This is a genomic window from Geodermatophilus obscurus DSM 43160, from assembly GCF_000025345.1.
GTDB lineage: Bacteria > Actinomycetota > Actinomycetes > Mycobacteriales > Geodermatophilaceae > Geodermatophilus > Geodermatophilus obscurus.
Genome location: NC_013757.1, coordinates 979,730 through 998,980, shown reverse-complemented (window position 1 = coordinate 998,980; position 19,251 = coordinate 979,730). Strand labels below are relative to the sequence as shown.

At 74.5% G+C, this 19,251-nt stretch carries 17 protein-coding genes and 1 tRNA gene; 6 read left to right on the top strand and 12 right to left on the bottom strand.

Annotated elements, in window-relative coordinates:
• Window positions 1-46 precede the first annotated feature (46 nt).
• The 3 genes from GOBS_RS04645 (at window position 47) to GOBS_RS04635 (ending at window position 4,171) form a co-directional block, all read left to right on the top strand.
• On the top strand, window positions 47-1,528 hold the full coding sequence (locus GOBS_RS04645; RefSeq protein ID WP_041241338.1) for a sigma 54-interacting transcriptional regulator: 1,482 nt from the start codon (window positions 47-49) through the stop codon (window positions 1,526-1,528).
• Between the two features lies 1 nt (window position 1,529).
• A complete protein-coding gene (locus GOBS_RS04640; protein ID WP_012947136.1) occupies window positions 1,530-3,515 on the top strand; it encodes a VWA domain-containing protein in 1,986 nt (661 codons plus the stop codon).
• A 125-nt stretch (window positions 3,516-3,640) separates the two neighbouring features.
• Entirely contained in the window at window positions 3,641-4,171 is a 531-nt protein-coding gene (locus tag GOBS_RS04635; RefSeq protein ID WP_012947135.1) for a GNAT family N-acetyltransferase, read from the top strand.
• Here the strand turns inward: GOBS_RS04635 and GOBS_RS04630 are convergent.
• The gene (locus tag GOBS_RS04630; protein WP_012947134.1) at window positions 4,101-5,489 is read right to left on the bottom strand and encodes a DUF2252 domain-containing protein; all 1,389 of its coding nucleotides are present in this window, start codon (window positions 5,487-5,489) and stop codon (window positions 4,101-4,103) included. The two genes, GOBS_RS04635 and GOBS_RS04630, sit on opposite strands and share 71 nt — an antisense overlap.
• Before the next feature lie 70 nt (window positions 5,490-5,559).
• Between GOBS_RS04630 and GOBS_RS04625 the strand changes: the two genes are divergently transcribed.
• Complete coding sequence (locus GOBS_RS04625; RefSeq protein WP_012947133.1) at window positions 5,560-6,582, top strand: SGNH/GDSL hydrolase family protein; 1,023 nt, start codon at window positions 5,560-5,562, stop codon at window positions 6,580-6,582.
• An 87-nt stretch (window positions 6,583-6,669) separates the two neighbouring features.
• Complete coding sequence (locus GOBS_RS04620; RefSeq protein WP_012947132.1) at window positions 6,670-7,890, top strand: acetyl-CoA C-acetyltransferase; 1,221 nt, start codon at window positions 6,670-6,672, stop codon at window positions 7,888-7,890.
• A gap of 247 nt (window positions 7,891-8,137) precedes the next feature.
• On the opposite strand, the gene GOBS_RS04615 is transcribed toward GOBS_RS04620, so the two are convergent.
• From GOBS_RS04615 to GOBS_RS04595, 5 genes are all read right to left on the bottom strand, one after another.
• Complete coding sequence (locus GOBS_RS04615) at window positions 8,138-8,983, bottom strand: Bax inhibitor-1/YccA family protein (RefSeq protein WP_012947131.1); 846 nt, start codon at window positions 8,981-8,983, stop codon at window positions 8,138-8,140.
• 226 nt (window positions 8,984-9,209) lie between these two features.
• Complete coding sequence (locus GOBS_RS04610) at window positions 9,210-10,856, bottom strand: M28 family peptidase (RefSeq protein WP_012947130.1); 1,647 nt, start codon at window positions 10,854-10,856, stop codon at window positions 9,210-9,212.
• Between the two features lie 119 nt (window positions 10,857-10,975).
• Window positions 10,976-11,049 (bottom strand) — tRNA-Leu (locus GOBS_RS04605).
• A 22-nt stretch (window positions 11,050-11,071) separates the two neighbouring features.
• Window positions 11,072-12,454, bottom strand: coding sequence for an NAD(P)/FAD-dependent oxidoreductase (locus GOBS_RS04600; protein ID WP_012947129.1), 1,383 nt, complete (start codon window positions 12,452-12,454; stop codon window positions 11,072-11,074).
• A gap of 10 nt (window positions 12,455-12,464) precedes the next feature.
• Window positions 12,465-13,250 carry a uracil-DNA glycosylase gene (locus GOBS_RS04595; protein ID WP_012947128.1) on the bottom strand — a complete coding sequence of 262 codons (786 nt, stop codon included), beginning with the start codon at window positions 13,248-13,250 and terminating at the stop codon, window positions 12,465-12,467.
• 59 nt (window positions 13,251-13,309) lie between these two features.
• Between GOBS_RS04595 and GOBS_RS04590 the strand changes: the two genes are divergently transcribed.
• Window positions 13,310-13,612 (top strand): DUF4235 domain-containing protein, encoded by a 303-nt coding sequence (locus GOBS_RS04590; RefSeq protein WP_012947127.1) that lies wholly within the window; start codon window positions 13,310-13,312, stop codon window positions 13,610-13,612.
• Here GOBS_RS04590 and GOBS_RS04585 read toward each other — a convergent pair.
• From GOBS_RS04585 to GOBS_RS25185, 6 genes are all read right to left on the bottom strand, one after another.
• Complete coding sequence (locus GOBS_RS04585) at window positions 13,593-14,564, bottom strand: Ppx/GppA phosphatase family protein (RefSeq protein WP_012947126.1); 972 nt, start codon at window positions 14,562-14,564, stop codon at window positions 13,593-13,595. The genes GOBS_RS04590 and GOBS_RS04585 overlap by 20 nt on opposite strands.
• Window positions 14,561-15,142, bottom strand: a complete 582-nt coding sequence (locus GOBS_RS04580) for a DUF501 domain-containing protein (RefSeq protein ID WP_012947125.1) — start codon at window positions 15,140-15,142, stop codon at window positions 14,561-14,563. Before GOBS_RS04580 ends, GOBS_RS04585 begins: the two co-directional genes overlap by 4 nt.
• A gap of 73 nt (window positions 15,143-15,215) precedes the next feature.
• Entirely contained in the window at window positions 15,216-15,797 is a 582-nt protein-coding gene (locus GOBS_RS04575) for a septum formation initiator family protein (protein WP_012947124.1), read from the bottom strand.
• A 16-nt stretch (window positions 15,798-15,813) separates the two neighbouring features.
• Window positions 15,814-17,103 carry a phosphopyruvate hydratase gene (gene eno, locus GOBS_RS04570; protein WP_012947123.1) on the bottom strand — a complete coding sequence of 430 codons (1,290 nt, stop codon included), beginning with the start codon at window positions 17,101-17,103 and terminating at the stop codon, window positions 15,814-15,816.
• 189 nt (window positions 17,104-17,292) lie between these two features.
• On the bottom strand, window positions 17,293-18,222 hold the full coding sequence (locus tag GOBS_RS04565; protein WP_012947122.1) for a nucleoside triphosphate pyrophosphohydrolase: 930 nt from the start codon (window positions 18,220-18,222) through the stop codon (window positions 17,293-17,295).
• A 4-nt stretch (window positions 18,223-18,226) separates the two neighbouring features.
• Window positions 18,227-19,219 carry a peptidylprolyl isomerase gene (locus GOBS_RS25185; RefSeq protein ID WP_166487290.1) on the bottom strand — a complete coding sequence of 331 codons (993 nt, stop codon included), beginning with the start codon at window positions 19,217-19,219 and terminating at the stop codon, window positions 18,227-18,229.
• Window positions 19,220-19,251: the final 32 nt, after the last annotated feature.

Genomic DNA, 19,251 nt, shown 5'->3' with positions numbered 1-19,251 from the left:
GACGGACGGGTGCCCGTGCCGCCGGTCGCGTCGTACCGTGGCTGGGGTGACGGACCCCGGCGTTCCCGCCTCCGCTCCCCCTGCACCCACGACCCTCGGCGAGCTCCGCGACAGCGGGGCCACCCCCCGGCCGGTCAAGGCCGAGATCCGCGCCAACCTGCTCGCCCGCCTGGCCGCCGGCGAGCCGTCCCTGCCCGGCATCGTCGGCTTCGAGGACACGGTCGTCCCCGAGGTCGAGCGGGCCCTCATCGCCGGCCACGACCTGGTCCTGCTGGGTGAGCGCGGCCAGGGCAAGACCCGGCTGATCCGCACCCTGGTGGGGCTGCTCGACGAGTGGACGCCGGTGCTCACCGGCAGCGAGCTCAACGAGCACCCGCTGGCCCCGATCAGCGTGTGGGCGCACCGGCAGATCGCCGAGCACGGCGACGCCACGCCCGTCGGCTGGCTGCACCGCAGCGAGCGCTTCGGCGAGAAGCTGGCCACCCCGGACACCAGCGTCGGCGACCTCATCGGCGACGTCGACCCGATCAAGGTGGCCGAGGGCCGCACCCTGGGCGACCCCGAGACGGTGCACTACGGCCTGGTGCCGCGCACGAACCGGGGCATCTTCAGCGTCAACGAGCTGCCCGACCTCGCCGAGCGCATCCAGGTCGCGCTGCTCAACGTGCTGGAGGAGCGCGACATCCAGATCCGCGGCTACCGGGTGCGGCTGCCGTTGGACCTGCTGCTAGTCGCCAGCGCCAACCCCGAGGACTACACCAACCGCGGCCGGATCATCACCCCGCTCAAGGACCGCTTCGGCGCGGAGGTGCGCACCCACTATCCGATCGAGCTGGCCGACGAGGTGCGCCTGCTGACCCAGGAGGCGCACACCAGCTGGCTCGACGGCGGGGCGGGTGGCGGCCGACCCGGCGGTGAGCAGCTGGAGACACCGCTGGTGCCCGAGCACCTGGTGGAGATCGTCGCCCGCTTCACCCGGCTGGTGCGCGACTCCAACCACGTCGACCAGCGCTCCGGCGTCAGCGCCCGGTTCGCCATCGCGGGGCTGGAGACGGTGGCCGCCTCCGCCGTCCGCCGGGCCGCCGTCGCCGGGGAGACCCGGCCGGTCGCCCGCGTCGTCGACCTGCCCAGCATCGTCCCGGCCAGCCGGGGCAAGGTCGAGTTCGCCGACTCCGGCGCCGACCCGGACGACGAACGCGAGACCGAGGTGCTCGAGCACCTGCTACGCCAGGCGACCGCGCAGACCTTCCGGGCCCGCTGCGCCGGGCTGGACCTGACCGGCCTGCAGGAGCACTTCACCGGCGGGGAGACCGTGGAGTCCGGCGAGCTGGTGCCGGCCGCCGCGCTCCTCGGCCAGCTGGGCACCATCCCGAGGCTGGCGGAGCTGCTGGGCCGGCTGGGCGTGCCCGAGGGCGAGCAGTCGGCCGAGCAGGCCGCCGCCGCGGTGGAGTTCGCCCTCGAGGGGCTCTACCTGACCCGGCGACTGGCCAAGGACACCGACGGCGCGCGCACCGTGTACGGGGCCTGAGGTGGTCAGGAGGCCCGGGAAGGGCTACCGGTACGGGCGCTGGCGGGGCGGGCCCGACCCGCTGGCCCCGCCCTACGACCTGGGCAGCGCGGTCGACGAGATCGGCGACTCGGTGCTCGGCGGCAGCGGCGTGCGCGAGGCGCTGCGGGAGCTGCTGCGCCGCGGCATGGACGGGCGGCGCGGGCTGGACGAGCTGCGCCGGTCGGTCCGCGAGCGGCTGCGGCAGGCGCGCAACGCGGGGCGGATGGACGGCACCCTGCAGGAGGTCCGGGAGCTGCTCGACCGCGCCGTCGAGGCCGAGCGGCGGGAGCTGTTCCCCGACCCGGACGACATGGCTCGCCTGGCGGAGGCCGAGCTCGACGCGCTGCCCGAGGACACCGCGGGCGCCGTCCGGGCGCTCAAGGAGTACGACTGGCGCTCCGCGGAGGCCCGGCAGGCCTACGAGCAGATCCAGGACCTGCTGCGGCGCGAGGTGCTCGACAGCTCCTTCGCCTCGATGAAGCAGGCGCTGGAGAACGCCTCCGAGGGCGACGTGCAGGCGGTCAAGGACATGGTCGCCGACCTCTCGCAGCTCATCGACGCGCACAACCGCGGGGAGGACACCGACGAGCAGTTCCGGGAGTTCATGGAGAAGCACGGGCAGTTCTTCCCCGACGACCCGCAGTCGGTCGAGGACCTGATCGACCAGCTGGCCCGCCGGGCGGCCGCCCAGGAGCGGATGATGGCCGGCCTCTCGCCCGAGCAGCGGGCCGAGCTGGCCGACCTGATGGCGCAGACGATGCAGGACATGGGCCTGGCCAGCGAGATGGCCCACCTGCAGGACGCCCTCCGCCAGGCCCGGCCCGACCTGCCCTGGGGGCAGCGCGGGCAGGTGCCCGACGGCGAGCAGTCCCTCGGCATGGGCGACGCCACCAGCGCCGTCGCCGAGCTGGCCGACCTGGAGGCGCTGTCCAACCAGCTCTCCCAGGGTTACGCCGGGGCCTCGCTGGCCGACGTCGACGAGGAGCTGCTCGAGCGGGCGCTGGGCCGGCCGGCGGTCGACGACCTCGCCGCGCTGCGCCGGATGGAGCGCGAGCTGGAGCGGCAGGGCTACCTCAACCGCTCCGACGGGAAGCTCGAGCTGTCCCCCAAGGCCGTACGCCGGCTGGGCGCGACCGCGCTGCGCCGGGTGTTCGCCCAGCTCGATGCCACCGGCCGCGGCGAGCACGACGTCGCCGACGCGGGCGCGGCCGGGGAGCTGACCGGCAGCTCGCGGGAGTGGCGGTTCGGCGACGAGCAGCCGCTGGACGTCGTCCGGACGGTCAAGAACGCCGTCCTGCGCACCGCGCACGAGCCCCGCGCCGAGCGGGACCGGCACGTGCGGATCGCCGTCGAGGACTTCGAGGTCGTCGAGACCGAGCGGCGCACCGGGGCCGCGGTCGCGCTGCTGGTCGACCTCTCCTACTCGATGGCCCTGCGCGGCACCTGGGGCGCGGCCAAGTCGACGGCGATGGCGCTGCACTCCCTGGTGACCACCCGGTTCCCGCAGGACGCCATCCAGATCATCGGCTTCTCCTCCACCGCGCAGGTGCTGCGCCCGGAGACCCTCGCCGAGTTGAGCGTGGACACGCTGCAGGGCACCAACCTGCAGCACGGGCTGATGCTGGCCCGGCGCTTCCTGGCCCGGCACCGGGACGCCGAGCCGGTGGTGCTCGTGGTCACCGACGGCGAGCCGACCGCCCACCTGGAGGACGACGGGACGCCGTTCTTCTGCTGGCCGCCGATGCCGGAGACGATCGCGCGCACCGTCGCCGAGGTGGAGCGGGTGGCCCGGTCCGGGGCGACCATGAACGTCTTCGCCCTCGACCCGGAGCCCGGGCTGGTGCACTTCGTCCACGACATCACCCAGCGGGCCGGCGGGCGGGTGTTCACCCCGGACAGCGAGCGGCTCGGCGAGTACGTCGTCGCCGACTACCTGCGTACGCGGCGAGGCCGCCGGGCCCGCTGAGGGAGGACGCCGTCCTCCTCACCCCCCGTTGTGGGACCCCCTCCTCCCCACGCCTCGCTCCGCTCGGGGCGGGACCCGGGAGGGGGCCGGCGGGATCGCCGGTCCCGCCGGGGCAGACTGGCTGGGTGACCGGCCAGGCGACCCCCGTCACCGTCGAGGAGGTCGCGGCCCACGTCACCCATGACCTGCGGCGCGCGGTCCTCCGGCCCGGTGGTGGGGACGTCGTCTGGCCGGGCGACGACGACCCGGCGACCTTCCACCTGGCCGCCCGGAACGCAGCGGGCAGGGTCGTCGGCGTCGTCCGCTTCTCGCCCGCACCCTGCCCCTGGCGCCCGGAGGCACGAGCCCCCTGGCAGCTGCGCGGGATGGCGACCGAGCCCGCCGTGCGCGGGTCCGGGGCCGGCCGGGCACTGCTGGCCGAGGGGCTGGCCCGGGTCGCGGCTCGCGGCGCCGACCTGGTCTGGTGCGACGCCCGCACGACCGCGGCCCGGTTCTACGAGCGGGCCGGCTTCACCGTGGTCACCGGCGAGTACGACAAGCCGGGCATCGGCCCGCACGTCGGCATGGTGGAGGACCTCGCCCCCCTCAACCCTCCCGAGCTCGCAGCGCGCCTCCGGACGAGGCCTGAGACACCGGGTGCGACCCGCTCGAGCTGATCCCCGGGATCCGCCCGGCGCGGAAGGCGTCCACGAACAGCCGGAAGTCGTCCTGCGTGCGGCGGGCGTAGTCGTGCGCGAAGGCGACCAGGTCGTCGACGAACTCCTCGCGCCGGTCCCCGACCATCGCGGTGATCGCCTCCTCGGTCTGGAACGGCACCAGGGTGTGGTCGCTGTCGGCGTCGCCGACGCAGTGCACCTTCGCCGTGGCCCGCCCCAGCTGGAGCATCACCGGGGCGATCTGCTCCGGCTCGGTGAGGTCCTCCCAGTCCAGGTCCGTCTCGTAGGGCGAGAGCTCCTGGACGACGAAACCGACGCCGCCGATCTCGGTGTGGCCGAGGAACTGGGAGGCGTTGGCCTGCAGGGCGCGCTGGGAGATCGCCGTGCGGTGGCCCTCGTGCTCGAAGGACGCCCGGATGTCGGCGTCCCGCACGATCCGGCTGGGCGCGGGCACGTTGCCCTGCTTGAGGGAGAGGACGACGTCGTTCTCCAGCGCCTGGTCGTAGCCCTCGATGAGCACGTTGTAGGCGGGCAGCCCGGCGCTGCCGATGCCGAAGCCGCCGGTCCCGATGACGTCCTTGACGTCGTAGGTCACGTCGCGGCGCCGGCGCGGCGGGTGCACCGTCTGCTTCCAGCGGCCGAGGGCGGCGAGCACCTCCTCGCGCTCCCGGTCGGCCAGCCGGCGGCTGCGCGGGCCGTCGGCGAAGCGCCGCTCGTGGTTCTCGACGACGGTCATCCGGTCCAGCAGGCCCTGGCGGGTGTGCGCCGTCGTCCGCAGGATCGCGTCGTGCACCGCGCCCTCGGTGTTCTCCTTGACGAGGGCGAAGGTCTTGTCGTCGTCGAGGCGGGTGAACGCCGCCACCTGGTCGAGGTAGGCGGTGAGGTAGCCCCGCAGCAGGTCGGAGATGACCTCGTCGCCGAAGGCCTTGCGCCAGGACAGCAGCGCGAAGCTGGCCGCGAACCGGCGCAGGTCCCAGCTGACGTGCCCGACGTAGGCCTCGTCGAAGTCGTTGACATCGAAGACGATCCGCCCCGCGCCGTCCATGTAGGTGCCGAAGTTCTCCGCGTGCAGGTCGCCCTGGATCCACACCCGGCCGGTGCGCTCGTCGCACCAGCGGTCCGGCAGCTCCGCCATGTCGGCGTAGAAGAGGCAGGCGGAGCCCCGGTAGAAGGCGAACGGGTCGGCCGCCATCTTGCGGAACTTGGTGCGGAACGCGTCCGCGTCGGCGGTCATGAGCTCGGAGAAGGCGTCGACGAGCACGCCGACGATCTGCTGGGCGCGGTCACCGTGAGTGACCCCTACGGGGGATTCGGCCACGGAGAGAAGGTAGGCGGCGGTTAGCCTGCAGGGACAGGTGTCCACCACTTCCGAGGGGACGAGGGCGGCGGTGACTCGAGCGACCACGGCATGGCGGCTGGCCACGGGGGCCGCCTACGGCGGCGGCGGGCTGAGCCTGGCCGGGGCCGGGGTGCTCGCCCTCCTCCGCCAGCAGGCCCGGTCGGCCCGGCGCCACGTGGAGTCGCGCACGGTCAAGGTCGCCCCGCCCCCTGGTGACGGGGTGTACGGCCGCGGGCGCGGCCGGCCGATCGTCCTCGCCGTCCTCGGTGACTCCACCGCGGCCGGCCTCGGCGTCGACCGCGCCGCCCAGACCCCCGGGGTGCTGCTCGCCGCGGCGCTGGCCGAGCTGGCCGAGCGCCCCGTCCGGCTGGTGCGGCTCGCGGTGTCCGGCGCCCGGTCCTGGCAGCTCGGCGAGCAGGTCGACAAGGCCCTCCTGGAGCGCCCCGACGTCGCACTCATCATGATCGGCGGGAACGACGTCACCAGCCGCACGGCGCCCGAGGTCTCCGTCCGGCACCTGCGCGACGCCGTCGGCCGGCTCACCGAGGCCGGCACGCAGGTCGTCGTCGGCACCTGCCCGGACCTCGGCACCGTGCGTCCGATCGGCCGGCCGCTGCGCTGGCTGGCCCGCCGGTGGAGCCGGCAGCTGGCCGCCGCCCAGACCATCGCGGTCGTCGAGGCCGGCGGGCGCACCGTGTCGCTGGGATCGGTGCTCGGACCGTCGTTCGCCGAGGACCAGGACCTGTTCAGCGTCGACGAGTTCCACCCCAGCGCCGCCGGTTACGCCGCCGCGGCAGCCGTCCTGCTGCCCTCGATCGCCGATGCGCTCGGTGTCTGGCCGGCCGCGGCCGACCGGGGGCTGCGCAACCTGCGCCGCGACACCGTCCGTCCGGTCGCGACGGCCGCCGCCCGGGCCGCCGGCCGGACCGGCACCGAGGTCCAGGCCACCGCGGTCCGCGGCTCGGACACCGGTCCGCGGGGCCCGTGGGCCCGGCTGCGCCGCCGCCGGCCGCCGGACCTGCCGACGCCGGAGCAGGCCGAGCGCGCCGCGGAGGCGACACCGCTCGCCTGAAGGCGGATCGACCCTACCGGGGAGTAGGTTCGGGGGCGCCCAGACGTCCGGCGACCCGTCGTCGGATCCCCTCATCGTGGAGGACCCATGCCCGAAGCCGTCATCGTCGCGACCGCGCGCTCCCCCATCGGCCGCGCGTTCAAGGGCTCGCTCAAGGACCTGCGGCCCGACGACCTCACCGCGACCATCGTGCGCGCGGCCCTCGACAAGGTGCCCGCGCTCGACCCCACCGACATCGACGACCTGATCCTCGGCTGCGGCCTCCCCGGCGGGGAGCAGGGCCACAACATGGGCCGCGTCGTCAGCGTCCTGCTCGGCATGGACCACCTGCCGGGGGCGACGATCACCCGCTACTGCTCGTCGTCGCTGCAGACCACCCGCATGGCCATGCACGCCATCAAGGCCGGCGAGGGCGACGTCTTCCTCTCCGCGGGCGTCGAGATGGTGTCCCGGTTCGTGAAGGGCAACAGCGACTCGCTGCCCGACACCCAGAACCCCGCGTTCGCCAACGCGCAGGCCCGGGTCGCCAAGACCGCCGAGAGCGGCGCGGACTCGTGGACCGACCCCCGGGACAACGGCGAGGTCCCGGACATCTACGTCGCCATGGGACAGACCGCGGAGAACCTGGCGCTGTTCAAGGACGTCTCCCGCGAGGAGATGGACGAGTTCGCCGTCCGCAGCCAGAACCTGGCCGAGCAGGCCACCGCCGACGGCTTCTGGGAGCGGGAGATCACCCCGGTCACCACGCCCGACGGCACGGTGGTCACCAAGGACGACAGCCCGCGCGCCGGCACCACGCTGGAGGGCATCTCCGGCCTCAAGCCGGTCTTCCGCCCCGACGGCCGGGTCACCGCGGGCAACGCCTGCCCGCTCAACGACGGCGCCGCCGCGGTCGTCGTCATGAGCGACACCAAGGCCCGCGACCTCGGGCTGACCCCGCTGGCGCGCATCGTGTCGACCGCGGTCACCGGACTCTCGCCCGAGATCATGGGCTACGGGCCGGTCGACGCCTCCAAGCTCGCGCTGCAGCGGGCCGGGATGAGCATCGGTGACATCGACCTGGTCGAGATCAACGAGGCCTTCGCCGCACAGGTCATCCCGAGCTACCGGGACCTGGGCATCGACATCGACAAGCTGAACGTGCACGGCGGGGCGATCGCCGTCGGGCACCCGTTCGGCATGACCGGCGCCCGCATCACCGGCACGCTGATCAACGGCCTGCAGACCCGGGACGCCACCTTCGGCCTGGAGACGATGTGCGTCGGCGGCGGCATGGGCATGGCGATGGTCCTCGAGCGCCTGTCCTGACAGAGGACCCCGTCGCCCCCACCGCTCGTACGAGGGCCCCGTCCTCCCCACCCCTCGCCTGCTCGGGGCGGGACCCGGGACGGGGCCGGAGCCCCTGTATGCGGCCCAGGGGATGATCGACCGCCGGTAGTCCCCGGAACGGCCAGTGGCCCGGTCCCCTCGCGGGGACCGGGCCACTGTCGTGTGATGGCCCCGCTGCAGGGGCCCGCGCCGAGCGTGCGAGGCGTGGGGGCAGCGGGGTCCTTGCTCAGTCGTTCTGGAAGTAGGACAGCAGCCGCAGGATCTCCAGGTACAGCCAGACGACCGTGATGAGCAGGCCGAAGGCGATGTACCAGGCGAACTTCGCGGGGGCACCGCGCCGGATCGCCTCGTCGGCCATGTCGAAGTCGAGCAGCAGCGAGAACGCCGCCACACCGATCACGACGAGGCTGAAGATGATCGACAGGGTGCCGCCGTCACGCAGGCCCAGGCCGCCGGGGATGAAGAAGCCGGCCACCAGGTTGACCAGGACCAGTGCCAGGACACCGAACATCGCGCCGACGATCCAGCGGGTCAGCTTGGGGGTGACCCGGATGGCGCCGGTCTTGTAGACGACGAGCATGCCGGCGAAGACACCGAAGGTGCCGACCAGCGCCTGCATCACGATGCCGGGGTAGATCGCGTTGAACGCCTCGCTGATGGCACCGAGTGCGATGCCGTACAGCGCGCCGTAGGACAGCGTGGCGACCGGGTTGGCGATCTGCTTGAACGCGATCACCAGGCCGAGCACCAGGGCCACGAGGACCGCGGGCAGGGCCAGTCCGAACGCCAGCGCCTGCGGGAGCAGCGCCCAGGTGACGGCGGCCGAGACGACGGTGACCAGGAACGAGAGGCCCGTCTTCTGGACGACGTCGTCCATCGTCATGTAGCGGGTGGTCGGCGGCGCGTACGGCGACTGCGCGGCGTACGGGTCCTGCGTCCCGTAGCCGTACTGCGGGGCGCCGTACGGCGGAGCGCCGTACTGGGGCGCACCGCCCCACGGGGTGGACTGCTGGCCGTAGCCAGGACCCGTGTTCTGGAGGCCCCGGCCGAAGACCGGGTTGGAGCTGGGCATCGTCATCTCCTCGAGGTGACCGGCTGTCGTGGGGTCCACGGTCCTGCACCCCACTCGTCCAGGTCAACGCCTGGAGTGCCCCGCGCGTTCCTGGGCGCCGGCTGGACACCCGGACGAGGGGTGTGGGAGACGCCACGGGGCCGGTGGCGCAGCGCCACCGGCCCCGGCGGGCCCTGTCCCGGGTCCCGCCCTGAGCCTGCGAAGGGTGGGGAGGACGGGTCCTTTGTCAGACCTCCTCGCCGACGTGCTCGTGATCGTGCCCGGCGTGCAGTCCGCCGCCACCGTTGGCCTGCGCGGCCGAGAGCCGGTACTCGCGGGCTGCGGGGTCGCCCTCGAACGTGCCGCCCGGCACGGGCTTGCCGATCATCCCGTTGACCCGCTGGGTGTCGTAGCCCAGCGTCAGCACCGCGTAGGCGATGGCGTCGGAGTTCTGGTCCAGCGCCTCGGGGTCGAGGTTGGCGATGTCGTCACCGACCTGGTGGTAGTTCGGGTCGTACGCGACGCCGGCCTCCCCGCCGTAGGCCTCCGCCTGGTAGGGCTGCTTGATGCCCTCGGCGCCCGTGAACAGACCACCGGACGGGATGCCGGCCTGGATGAAGGCCTGGTAGTCACTGCGGCCGCTGAACTCGGTGCCCTCGTAGAAGAGCTCCTGCTCCTCGTAGAAGTCCTCGAACACGTACTCGATCTGGTCCGAGCCCTCCGGCACCGGCACGCCCTCGGGGGCCGGGAAGGCCGACAGGTCGCCGTCGTAGATGAACCGGGCGAAGTTCGGCGAGCCGACCATGTCGAAGTTCAGGTACAGCCCGATGTCCTCGCGCTGCTCGGGGCTCAGCGACGCCACGTAGTGGTTCGACCCGAGCAGGCCGAGCTCCTCGGCACCCCACCACGCGAACCGCACGGTGTTGGGCAGGTCCACCTCCGCCATGTTCTCGGCGACCTCGACCAGGGCGGCGCTACCGCTGCCGTTGTCGTTGATCCCCGGGCCCGCGGCGACCGAGTCGAGGTGGGCGCCGGCCATCACCACGTTGTCCGTGGTGCTCCCGGGCAGCTCGGCGATGACGTTCTCGGTGTCCCGGAACTCGCTCACGGCCTCCACGGCGACGCGCAGGGTGTCACCGTCGAGGGTCGACCCGAGGGCGTACGGGACGCCGATCGCCGGGATGGTGGCCCCGGGCGCGCCGAGCGTGCCCTGCACCACGTCGGTGCGACCCTCCTGGCCCTCGTTGAACACCACGACCGCCGAGGCGCCGGCGGCCTGGGCGTTGGTGACCTTCTGGCCGAAGGGGCAGGTACCGCGCTGGACCAGCGCGATGTTGCCGCGGGTGAAGCCCTCGAAGTCGGCGGCCTCACAGCCGCTGGTGGTGCTGTTGGCCGCTGTCGGCGGTGGCACGGCGATGTCGACCGCCTGGGCGGTCGCGGTGACATCACCGGATCCCGAGTAGGTCATCACGGCGTAGTCGGTGCCCTCGGTGTACGGGGCTGCATCCGGGGAGACCTGGGCGAAGGCACTGCTGCTCTGCTGGAAGAACGGGAACTCGAACTGCTGCCGGGTGACCGTCCAGCCCGCGGCCTCGAGTCGCTCCTGCACGTAGTCGGCCGAGGCGGTGTAGCCGGGGGTCCCGGACGCCCGGGTGCCGGCGTTCTCGGGGGTGTCCGCGATGGCCTGGAACGCCTCGAGGTGCTCCATGACCCCGTCCAGGGTCACGCAGTCGGTCAGCTCGGCGACGGTGTCGTTGGCCCGCTTCTCGCACGCCTGCGCGGCGCCCGGGGCGGCGGCGGCCGGCGCGGCAACTGCCGCGGTGCCCGCCAGGGCCATCGCGCCGGCGGCGCCCAGCGCCACCATCCGTGCCCGGCGGGAGTCGGTTCGGGTCATGCAGGGTCCCCCTCTGCTCTCGGGGTGCTCAACGCTGAGACACCGAGTGTGACCTGTCTCACTCTCCGTGGGGTGACGGTGCGCGGTCAAGCCTCGACTCGTCCGTACCGGCCCGATAGTGCCCCCGGTCGGGTTCGAACCGACACTGGGACCCTTTTAAGGGGCCTGCCTCTGCCAGTTGGGCTACGGGGGCCGCCGAGGACGCCGGCCCGGCGTCAGCTCGCCCTCATGGTGCCCGACTGGGCCTTGTCCTCCGCGGAGGGCGGCGGCAGCGAGCCGGTCCGGCCGGTGTTCGCTGCCTGGACGAACTCGCGGCGCGGGTCCTGCAGCTGGCCCAGCGAGATGACCTCGCGGCGGAACACCGCGGCCAGCGTCCAGTCGGCGACCACCCGTGCCTTGCGGTTGAAGGTGGGCACTCGGCTGACGTGGTACGTGCGGTGCATGAACCACGCCGGCCAGCCCTTGAGCTTGACGCCGTAGACCTGCGCGACGCCCTTGTGCAGGCCCAGGCTGGCCACCGAGCCGGCGTAGGCGTGCCGGTAGGGCTCCGGCTCGCGGCCCTCGATCGTCGCCACGATGTTGTCGGCCAGCCGCTTCGCCTGCCGCACGGCGTGCTGCGCGTTGGGCGCCGTGGTCGCGCCGGGGGTCTCCTTGGTGAGGTCCGGGACGGCGGCGAGGTCACCGGCCGACCACGCGTCCTCCACCCCGCGCACCTGCAGGGTGGGCTCACAGGCGACCCGCCCGCGCTCGTCCACGGGCAGGTCGGTCTCCCTCAGCATCGGGTTGGGCTTCGTGCCCGCCGTCCACACCAGGGTGTCACTGGGGAACTCGTCGCCGTCGGAGAGCTTCACCAGGCAGCCGTCGGCGACCGACTCCAGCCTGGTGTTGAGCCGCACGTCCATGCCGCGCGCGGTGAGCTGCTTGACCGTCCAGGCGGCCATGTCCAGGTCCACCTCGGGCAGGATCCGGCCCATCGCCTCGACCAGCACCCAGCGCATGTCGGCCGTCGAGAGCCGCGGGTAGTAGTGGGTGATCGCGTAGCGGGCCATGTCCTCGAGCTCGGCGAAGGCCTCCACGCCGGCGTAGCCGCCGCCGACGAAGGTGAAGGTCAGCGCGCGGCGGCGGACCTCCGGGTCGTCGGTCGAGCTGGCCGCGTCCAACCGGGCCAGCACGTGGTTGCGCAGGTAGATGGCCTCGCCGACGTTCTTGAACCCGATGCCGTGCTCGGCCAGCCCGGGGATGGGCAGCGTGCGGGCCACCGACCCCGCGGCCATCACCAGGACGTCGTAGCGGAGCTCGTAGGGCTCGCCCTCGATGGGGGCGATCCGCGCCCGCTTCTCGGCGTGGCTCAGGCCGGTGACGGCCCCGGTGACCACGCGGCAGCGCGGCAGCGTCCGGCGCAGCGGCACCACGACGTGCCGCGGCTCCACCGAGCCGGCCGCGGCCTCGGGCAGGAAGGGCTGGTAGGTCATGTGCGGCTGCGGGTCCACGACGACGATCTCTGCTCGCCCCCGGGACAACTTCTTCTGCAGCCGCAGGGCGGTGTAGAGGCCGACGTAGCCGCCGCCGACGACGAGGACCACGGGTCGTTGCGCCATGGGTGCGAGCCTAGGGCCGGGGAGGGGGTCCCGGCAGGGTCGCGGCCAGTTCGGTGGCCCGGGCGAGGACGGCGTCCAGCATCGGCTCGGTGAGCTTGCCGGTGAAGGTGTTCTGCTGGCTGACGTGGTAGCTGCCCAGCAGGGTCAGCGGCCCGCGGGGCCCCTCCAGCGACACCTCGACGCCGTGCCCGAACGCCGGCCGCGGCCGGGGCAGCGGGTAGCCGGCCCCGGCCAGCACCGGCCACAGCGCCGTCCAGCCGAACCCGCCGAGGACGACGGCGACCCGCAGCCGCGGCAGCAGCGCCAGCTCGCGCGCCAGCCACGGTGAGCAGGTGTCCCGCTCCTCCGGCGTGGGGGCGTTCGCCGGCGGCGCGCAGCGGACGGCGGCGGCGACCCGCACGTCGGTGAGCTGCAGCCCGTCACCGATGTGCGTGGACGTCGGCTGGTTGGCCAGGCCGGCCCGCCACAGCGCGGCGAAGATCCAGTCCCCGCTGCGGTCGCCGGTGAACACCCGCCCGGTGCGGTTGCCGCCGTGCGCGGCCGGCGCCAGGCCGACGACGGCGATCCGGGCGTCGGCCGGGCCGAGCCCCGGCACCGGGCGACCCCAGTACTCCTCGTGCCGGAAGGAGGCCCGCTTGACGCAGGCGACCTCCTCCCGCCAGGCCACCAGGCGCGGGCAGGCACGGCAGCCGGAGATCCGGGCGTCCAGGACGGCGAGGTCGCGGGTGCTCCGCGCCGAGCGGACGACCCCGGCCGGGCTGCGGGTGACCGGGAAGCCGGCTGCGTCGGTTGCCATGCGCACCAGCAGACCACCCGGCCGAGCGCGGGTGCGCCGCAGGGCGGCATGATCGCGGGGTGGCCCGGAGGAAGAAGCAGAAGGCACCGCTGACCTGGAAGCTGCTGGGCACCGGTATGGCCGTCCCCGCGGGGATCGCCGTCCGGAAGCTCAGCGACACCGCGTGGTACGCCGTGCGCGGAACCCAGCCGCCCAAGAACCCGGCCGCGCCGGGCGTCGGCTGGGGCGAGGCCCTGGCGTGGGCCGCGGTGTCCGGCGTCGCCGTGGCGGCCGGCCGGCTCGTCGCCGCCCGCGGCGCGGCGGCGGCCTACCAGTCGCTGACCGGCAAGCTGCCGCCCGGCCTCAACGAGGGCTCCCCCTGACCGCTCCGCGGGCCAGCTGCAGCGCGATGCCGTCGAGGATGTCGTGCTCGCTGACCACGACGTCGTCGAGCGCGAAGGCGTCCATGAGCACCCGCAGGATGAGCGAGCCGGCGCCGATGACGTCGACCCGGCCCGGGTGCATGACCGGGTACGCGGCGCGCCGCTCCCGCGTCGCGGTGAGCAGCCCGGCCGTCACCGCGCGGACGGCGGACACCGGGATGCGCGAGCCGTGGATGGCCATCGGGTCGTAGGCCGGCAGCCCGAGGGCGAGCGCGGCGACGGTGGTCACCGAGCCGGCCAGGCCGACGAGGGTCGCGGCCTCCCCCACCGGGACGGCGGCGGCCACGTCGGCCAGCGCGGCGCGGATGTCGGCCTCGGCGCGCTGGATCTCGTCGGCCGACGGCGGGTCGCCGTGCAGGTGCCGCTCGGTGAGGCGCACGCAGCCGACGTCGACCGACCGGGCCGCGCGCACCCCGCCGGCGTCGCCGAGCACGAACTCGGTGGACCCGCCGCCGATGTCGACCACCAGGTACGGCGGGCGCGGCCGCGGCTGGCCGTGTGCGGCGACGGCGGCGTCCAGCGAGGCGGTGGCCCCGAGGAAGGACAGCCGCGCCTCCTCGTCGCCGGGGACGACGTCGGGCAGCTGACCCAGCGTGGCCAGCACCATCCCCTCGAAGTCGGCGCGGTTGGCGGCGTCCCGGCTGGCGCTGGTGGCGACCATGCGCACCGCGGTCGCGCCGAGCTCGCGGGCCTGCGCGGCGTACTGCGCCAGCACCACCCGGGTGCGCTCGATGGCCTCGGGCGCCAGCCGGCCGGTGGCGTCGACGCCCTGGCCGAGCCGCACGACCTCCATCCGGCGCAGCAGGCCGGTGTGCGCTCCCTCCGGCGGGACGTCGGCCACCAGCAGGCGGATGGAGTTGGTGCCGCAGTCGATCGCGGCGACGCGGGTCATGCTCGCTCCTCGTCTCCGGCTCGACTCCGGCCTCGTTCCGCTCCTCGGTCGCTGGCGCTCCCTGCGGTGCTCGCTCGGCCGTCGTCTTCGGGAGTGCGGACGCAGGGGCCGTTGGCCCACCACTGCCCCATCTCGGCCACGGCGCGGTCGCCGACCGGGTTGACCCCCGGGCCGGCGGCGAGCGCGTGGGCGGCCAGTGCGTGCAGGCACTTGACGCGGTCGGGCATCCCGCCGGCGGTGGTGCGGGTGGGCAGCTCGCCCAACGCGTCGCGCTCGGCCAGGTAGGCCTCGTGGGCCGCGCGGTAGCCGGCGGCGAGCTCCGGGTCGGTGCCCAGGTCGGCCTGCCACTCCCGCATCCGGCCGGTGGACTCCAGCCGGCTGGCCGCGGCGCCGGCCCGCGGGCAGGTCAGGTAGTACAGCGTCGGGAACGGGGTGCCGTCCTCCAGCCGCGGGGAGGTCTGCACGACGTCGGGCTGGCCGCAGGGGCAGCGGTGCGCCACCGCGCGCAGGGCACGCGGCGGCCGCCCGAGCTGGCGGGCCACGACCTCCCGCTCCTCCGGCGTGATCGGTTCCGTCACGTGGTCTCCTCGCTGGCGCTCGTCGACCACGTCCCGGTCCGTGCTGTGCCCGTCGGTGAGCTCGCGAACTCGCTCACTCGTCGGGCTCCTCGTCACCGTCGGCCACCGCGACCGACTGCAGCAGCGCCTCGTACCAGGGCAGTTCGCCGTCCTCGGGCTCCGGCACCGTGCCGGCGTCGCCCTCGACGGCCTCGCCGTCGACCACGACCACCAGCCGGTCACCGGGCAGCACGTAGGCCAGCCGCTCGCGGGCCTGGCGCACGGTGTAGGCCGGGTCGGCCTGCCGCTCGAGCTCCTCCTCGAGCTGCTCGGCCCGGTGGTCCAGCGCGGTGCCCTCCGCCGCCAGCCGGGTCAGCTCGGCGCGGCCGGCCAGGAACTGGCGCACCGGGCCGGCCAGGGTCAGCAGCAGCACCAGGACCAGGCCGGCCAGCAGCACCGCGCGGCCCGTGACCAGGGGTCGGCGGGGCGTGCCGGAGGCCGCCGCCCGCGGGGTGCGGCGGACGGCGCGACGCGGCTCCGGCCGGATGCCCGCACCCGAGCGGGAGCCGGCCGGGACCGGGCGGGACGCCGCACCCGAGAGCGGCCGGCCCGTGGAGCGCCGCCGGCCCGACGGCGCCGCGCCCGACCCGCCGCGGCGGCCGCGCGCCGCGCTCATCGGCGGGCGCGGCCGGTCACTCGCCGGCCGCCGCGCCCAGCCGTGGGAAGGCGGCCGCACCGGCGTACCGGGCGGCGTCGTCCAGCTCCTCCTCGATCCGCAGCAGCTGGTTGTACTTGGCGACGCGCTCGCTGCGTGCCGGCGCACCGGTCTTGATCTGCCCGCAGTCGGTGGCGACGGCGAGGTCGGCGATCGTGGTGTCCTCGGTCTCGCCGGAGCGGTGGCTCATCATGCAGCGGTAGCCGCTGCGGTGCGCCAGGTTGACCGCGTCGAGGGTCTCCGTGAGCGTGCCGATCTGGTTGACCTTCACCAGCAGCGCGTTGGCGGCGTTGCGGGCGATGCCGTCGGCCAGCCGGGACGGGTTGGTCACGAATAGGTCGTCGCCGACGATCTGCACCCGGTTCCCGAGGGCGGCGGTGAGGGCGACCCAGCCGTCCCAGTCCTCCTCCGACAGCGGGTCCTCGATCGAGACGATCGGGTAGGCGTCGACCAGCTCGGTGTAGTACGCGGTCATCTCCTCCGCCGACAGCTTCCTGCCCTCGAAGGCGTACGCGCCGTCCGCGTGGAACTCGGTGGCCGCGACGTCGAGGGCGAAGGCGATGTCGGTGCCCACGGAGTAGCCAGCCGACTCGACGGCCCGGACGATCAGGTCGAGCGCCGCCCGGTTGCTGGAGAGGTTCGGCGCGAAGCCGCCCTCGTCGCCCAGCCCGGTGGACAGGCCGTCCTTCTTCAGGACCGACTTGAGGGCGTGGTAGGTCTCGGTGCCCATGGCCAGCGCCTCGGCGAAGGTCGGCGCGCCGATCGGGGCGATCATGAACTCCTGCACGTCGACGTTGCTGTCGGCGTGGGCGCCCCCGTTGAGGATGTTCATCATCGGTACCGGTAGCAGGTGCGACGAGGGTCCGCCGACGTAGCGGAACAGCGGCAGGCCGGCGGACTCGGCGGCGGCCTTGGCCACCGCGAGGCTGACGCCGAGGATCGCGTTGGCGCCCAGGCGGGACTTGTCCGGCGTCCCGTCGAGGTCCAGCAGCCGCTGGTCGACCAGCCGCTGCTCGCTGGCGTCGTAGCCGACCAGCTCGGGACCGATGACGTCGAGGACGCCGTCGACGGCCTTGGTCACGCCCTTGCCGCCGTAGCGCTCACCGCCGTCCCGGAGCTCCACCGCCTCGAAGGCGCCGGTAGAGGCGCCGCTGGGCACGGCGGCCCGCGTGATCGTCCCGTCGTCGAGGGCGACCTCGACCTCCACGGTGGGGTTTCCGCGCGAGTCGAGGATCTCCCGCGCGCCTACGGCGTCGATGCTGGGCACGGGGGTCAGCCTAGCGACGCCCCGGCGAGCCGCTCACCTGCCGCGCGCAGCCGTCCGTGGCCCCACCACCTGGCTGCTCCCGTGCCCGCCTCAGGAGGGCGGGAGGTCGAGGACGGCGCCGAAGCGGGGCGGGTGGCCGACCCGGACCTCACCGTCGGGCGAGGCGACGACCGGTCCGGTCGGGATCGGTCAGTCGGCCGCGCGCGTCTCGGCCTCGCGCGTCTCCGCCTCGGCATCCAGCTCGCCGGCATAACGGCGGACCGCCTCGCGCAGCGCGTCCTCGACGTCCCAGCCGCGCTGTTCCGCGGCGGTGACGACAGCCAGCAGCCGCTCCCCCAGCTCCTCCGGGCTGGCCGAGCCGAGCTCCGCGGGCTCGGGCGTGGTCAGGCCGGCGCGGGTCGCGCGGCGCACCAGCGCCGCTCCCCACGATGCTGCGGGCTGCGAACGCGAGACGCCCTCGGTCGGCGAGCGCCGCTGCTTCTCGGCCTTCTTGATCTCCTCCCAGCCCGCCTCGACCTGCGCCACGTCGCGCGGGCCGGCGTCGCCGAACACGTGCGGGTGCCGCCGGACCAGCTTGTCGACCAGGTCACCGGCGACGTCGTCCACCGTGAAGCGGCGGGACGGGTCGGCCTCCGCGGCGACCCGCGCGTGGAAGACCACCTGCAGTAGCACGTCCCCGAGCTCCTCGCGCATGCCGGCCGCGTCGTCGTCGACGATCGCGTCGTAGGCCTCGTGCGCCTCCTCGAGCAGGTAGCCGCGCAGCGAGGCGTGCGTCTGCTCGGCGTCCCACGGGCAGCCGCCGGGCGAGCGCAGCACGTCCATCACCCGCACGACGTCGAGCAGCCGAACCCCGGCGGGTGCGGCGAGCTCGACGACCTCGCCGGCGTCCACCTCCGTCCCGGCCGGCACGAGGGCGACCACGCTGTCCGGGCGGGCGGCGGCGGCCGCGGCGTCCGGGACGTCGTCCACCGGCAGGCCCTCGGCGCGCAGCGCGTCGGCGGCCGCGGCGGCGCCGGGCAGCGCGACGACCGGGCGCCCGCTCGACAGCGCCCGCCAGGCAGCGGGGCCGAGCAGACCGGGGAGGGCGGGGTGGACGACGACGGCGAGCGCGACGGGCACCCGGTCAGTCTCCGGCAGCCGCCGGAGCCGTGCCGCCGGCCTCCTCGAGGATGTCGACGACCCCGCCGTCGGACGGGACGATCTCCCCCTCCTCGATGACGCCGAAGCGCGGGTTCACCGTGACGTCGATGCCGGCGCGGACGTCGGCGACCAGTTGCTGCGCGGCGGCGTCCGACTCGCCCCGGGCGGACTCCTCCAGCTGGGGGCGGACCTCCTCGAAGCTCGGCACGGCCGGCTCGCCGACGAAGACGACCAGGACGCCGGGCAGGTCGGGGAGCGTCAACGAGGTGGCCGAGTTCGGCGCGGCGGAGACGACGACGTCGGCCAGCGGCGCCGGCACCTGGTCCGGCGCCCGCGTCGCCACCTCGGGCAGCGTCGTCGCGCCGGGGAACTGCGCGGCGATCGCGGGATAGGCCCCCGGGTCGGCCTGCAGCGTGGCGACCGCGGCGTCGGCGGCGCCCTGGTCGGGGACGTTGACGTAGCCCAACCGGACCTGCGCGAGCGACGGCGCCTGCTCCTCGTACGCGGCGCGCAGCTCCTCCTCGCTGAGCCCCCGGACCAGCCCCTGGGACTCAGCGACCCGCTGGCGCAGCACCTGCTGGCGGACGGTCTCGAACACGTCGGCCCGCGCGACGCCCTGGGAGGCGGCCTGCGCGTAGACCGCCTCCGGGTCCTCGCCGGCGAGCAGCTCGTCGAGCCGCGCCCGCACGTCGCCGTCGTCCACCGTGACGCCGTATCGCTGCGCGAACCGGTCGTAGAGCTCGGCCTCCACCAGCCGGCGGAGGACCAGGCGGGTGAACTCGTCCTCGCGCCCGGCGGCGGCCTCGGCCAGCGCCGGGTCCTCGAGGCGGGTGTCGACCGCGGTCCGCAGCTCGCCGACGGTCACCCGCTCGTCGCCGACGTATGCGGCCACGCCCGGGTCGCTGCGGCAGCCGGCCACCCCGGCCAGCGCGACCAGGCCCACGGCCAGCGATGCGGTCAGGCGACGCGTCTGCACGGTTCGGAGGGTGCCACAGCCGGTGTGACCGG

Excerpts from the sequence above, each read along its gene's own strand:
- GOBS_RS04620 (WP_012947132.1), top strand. The coding sequence starts at position 6,670 with ATGCCCGAAGCCGTCATCGTCGCGACCGCGCGCTCCCCCATCGGCCGC.
- GOBS_RS04600 (WP_012947129.1), bottom strand. The coding sequence starts at position 12,454 with ATGGCGCAACGACCCGTGGTCCTCGTCGTCGGCGGCGGCTACGTCGGC.
- GOBS_RS04575 (WP_012947124.1), bottom strand. The coding sequence starts at position 15,797 with ATGAGCGCGGCGCGCGGCCGCCGCGGCGGGTCGGGCGCGGCGCCGTCG.
- GOBS_RS04585 (WP_012947126.1), bottom strand. The coding sequence starts at position 14,564 with ATGACCCGCGTCGCCGCGATCGACTGCGGCACCAACTCCATCCGCCTG.
- GOBS_RS04615 (WP_012947131.1), bottom strand. The coding sequence starts at position 8,983 with ATGCCCAGCTCCAACCCGGTCTTCGGCCGGGGCCTCCAGAACACGGGT.
- GOBS_RS04595 (WP_012947128.1), bottom strand. The coding sequence starts at position 13,250 with ATGGCAACCGACGCAGCCGGCTTCCCGGTCACCCGCAGCCCGGCCGGG.
- GOBS_RS04610 (WP_012947130.1), bottom strand. The coding sequence starts at position 10,856 with ATGACCCGAACCGACTCCCGCCGGGCACGGATGGTGGCGCTGGGCGCC.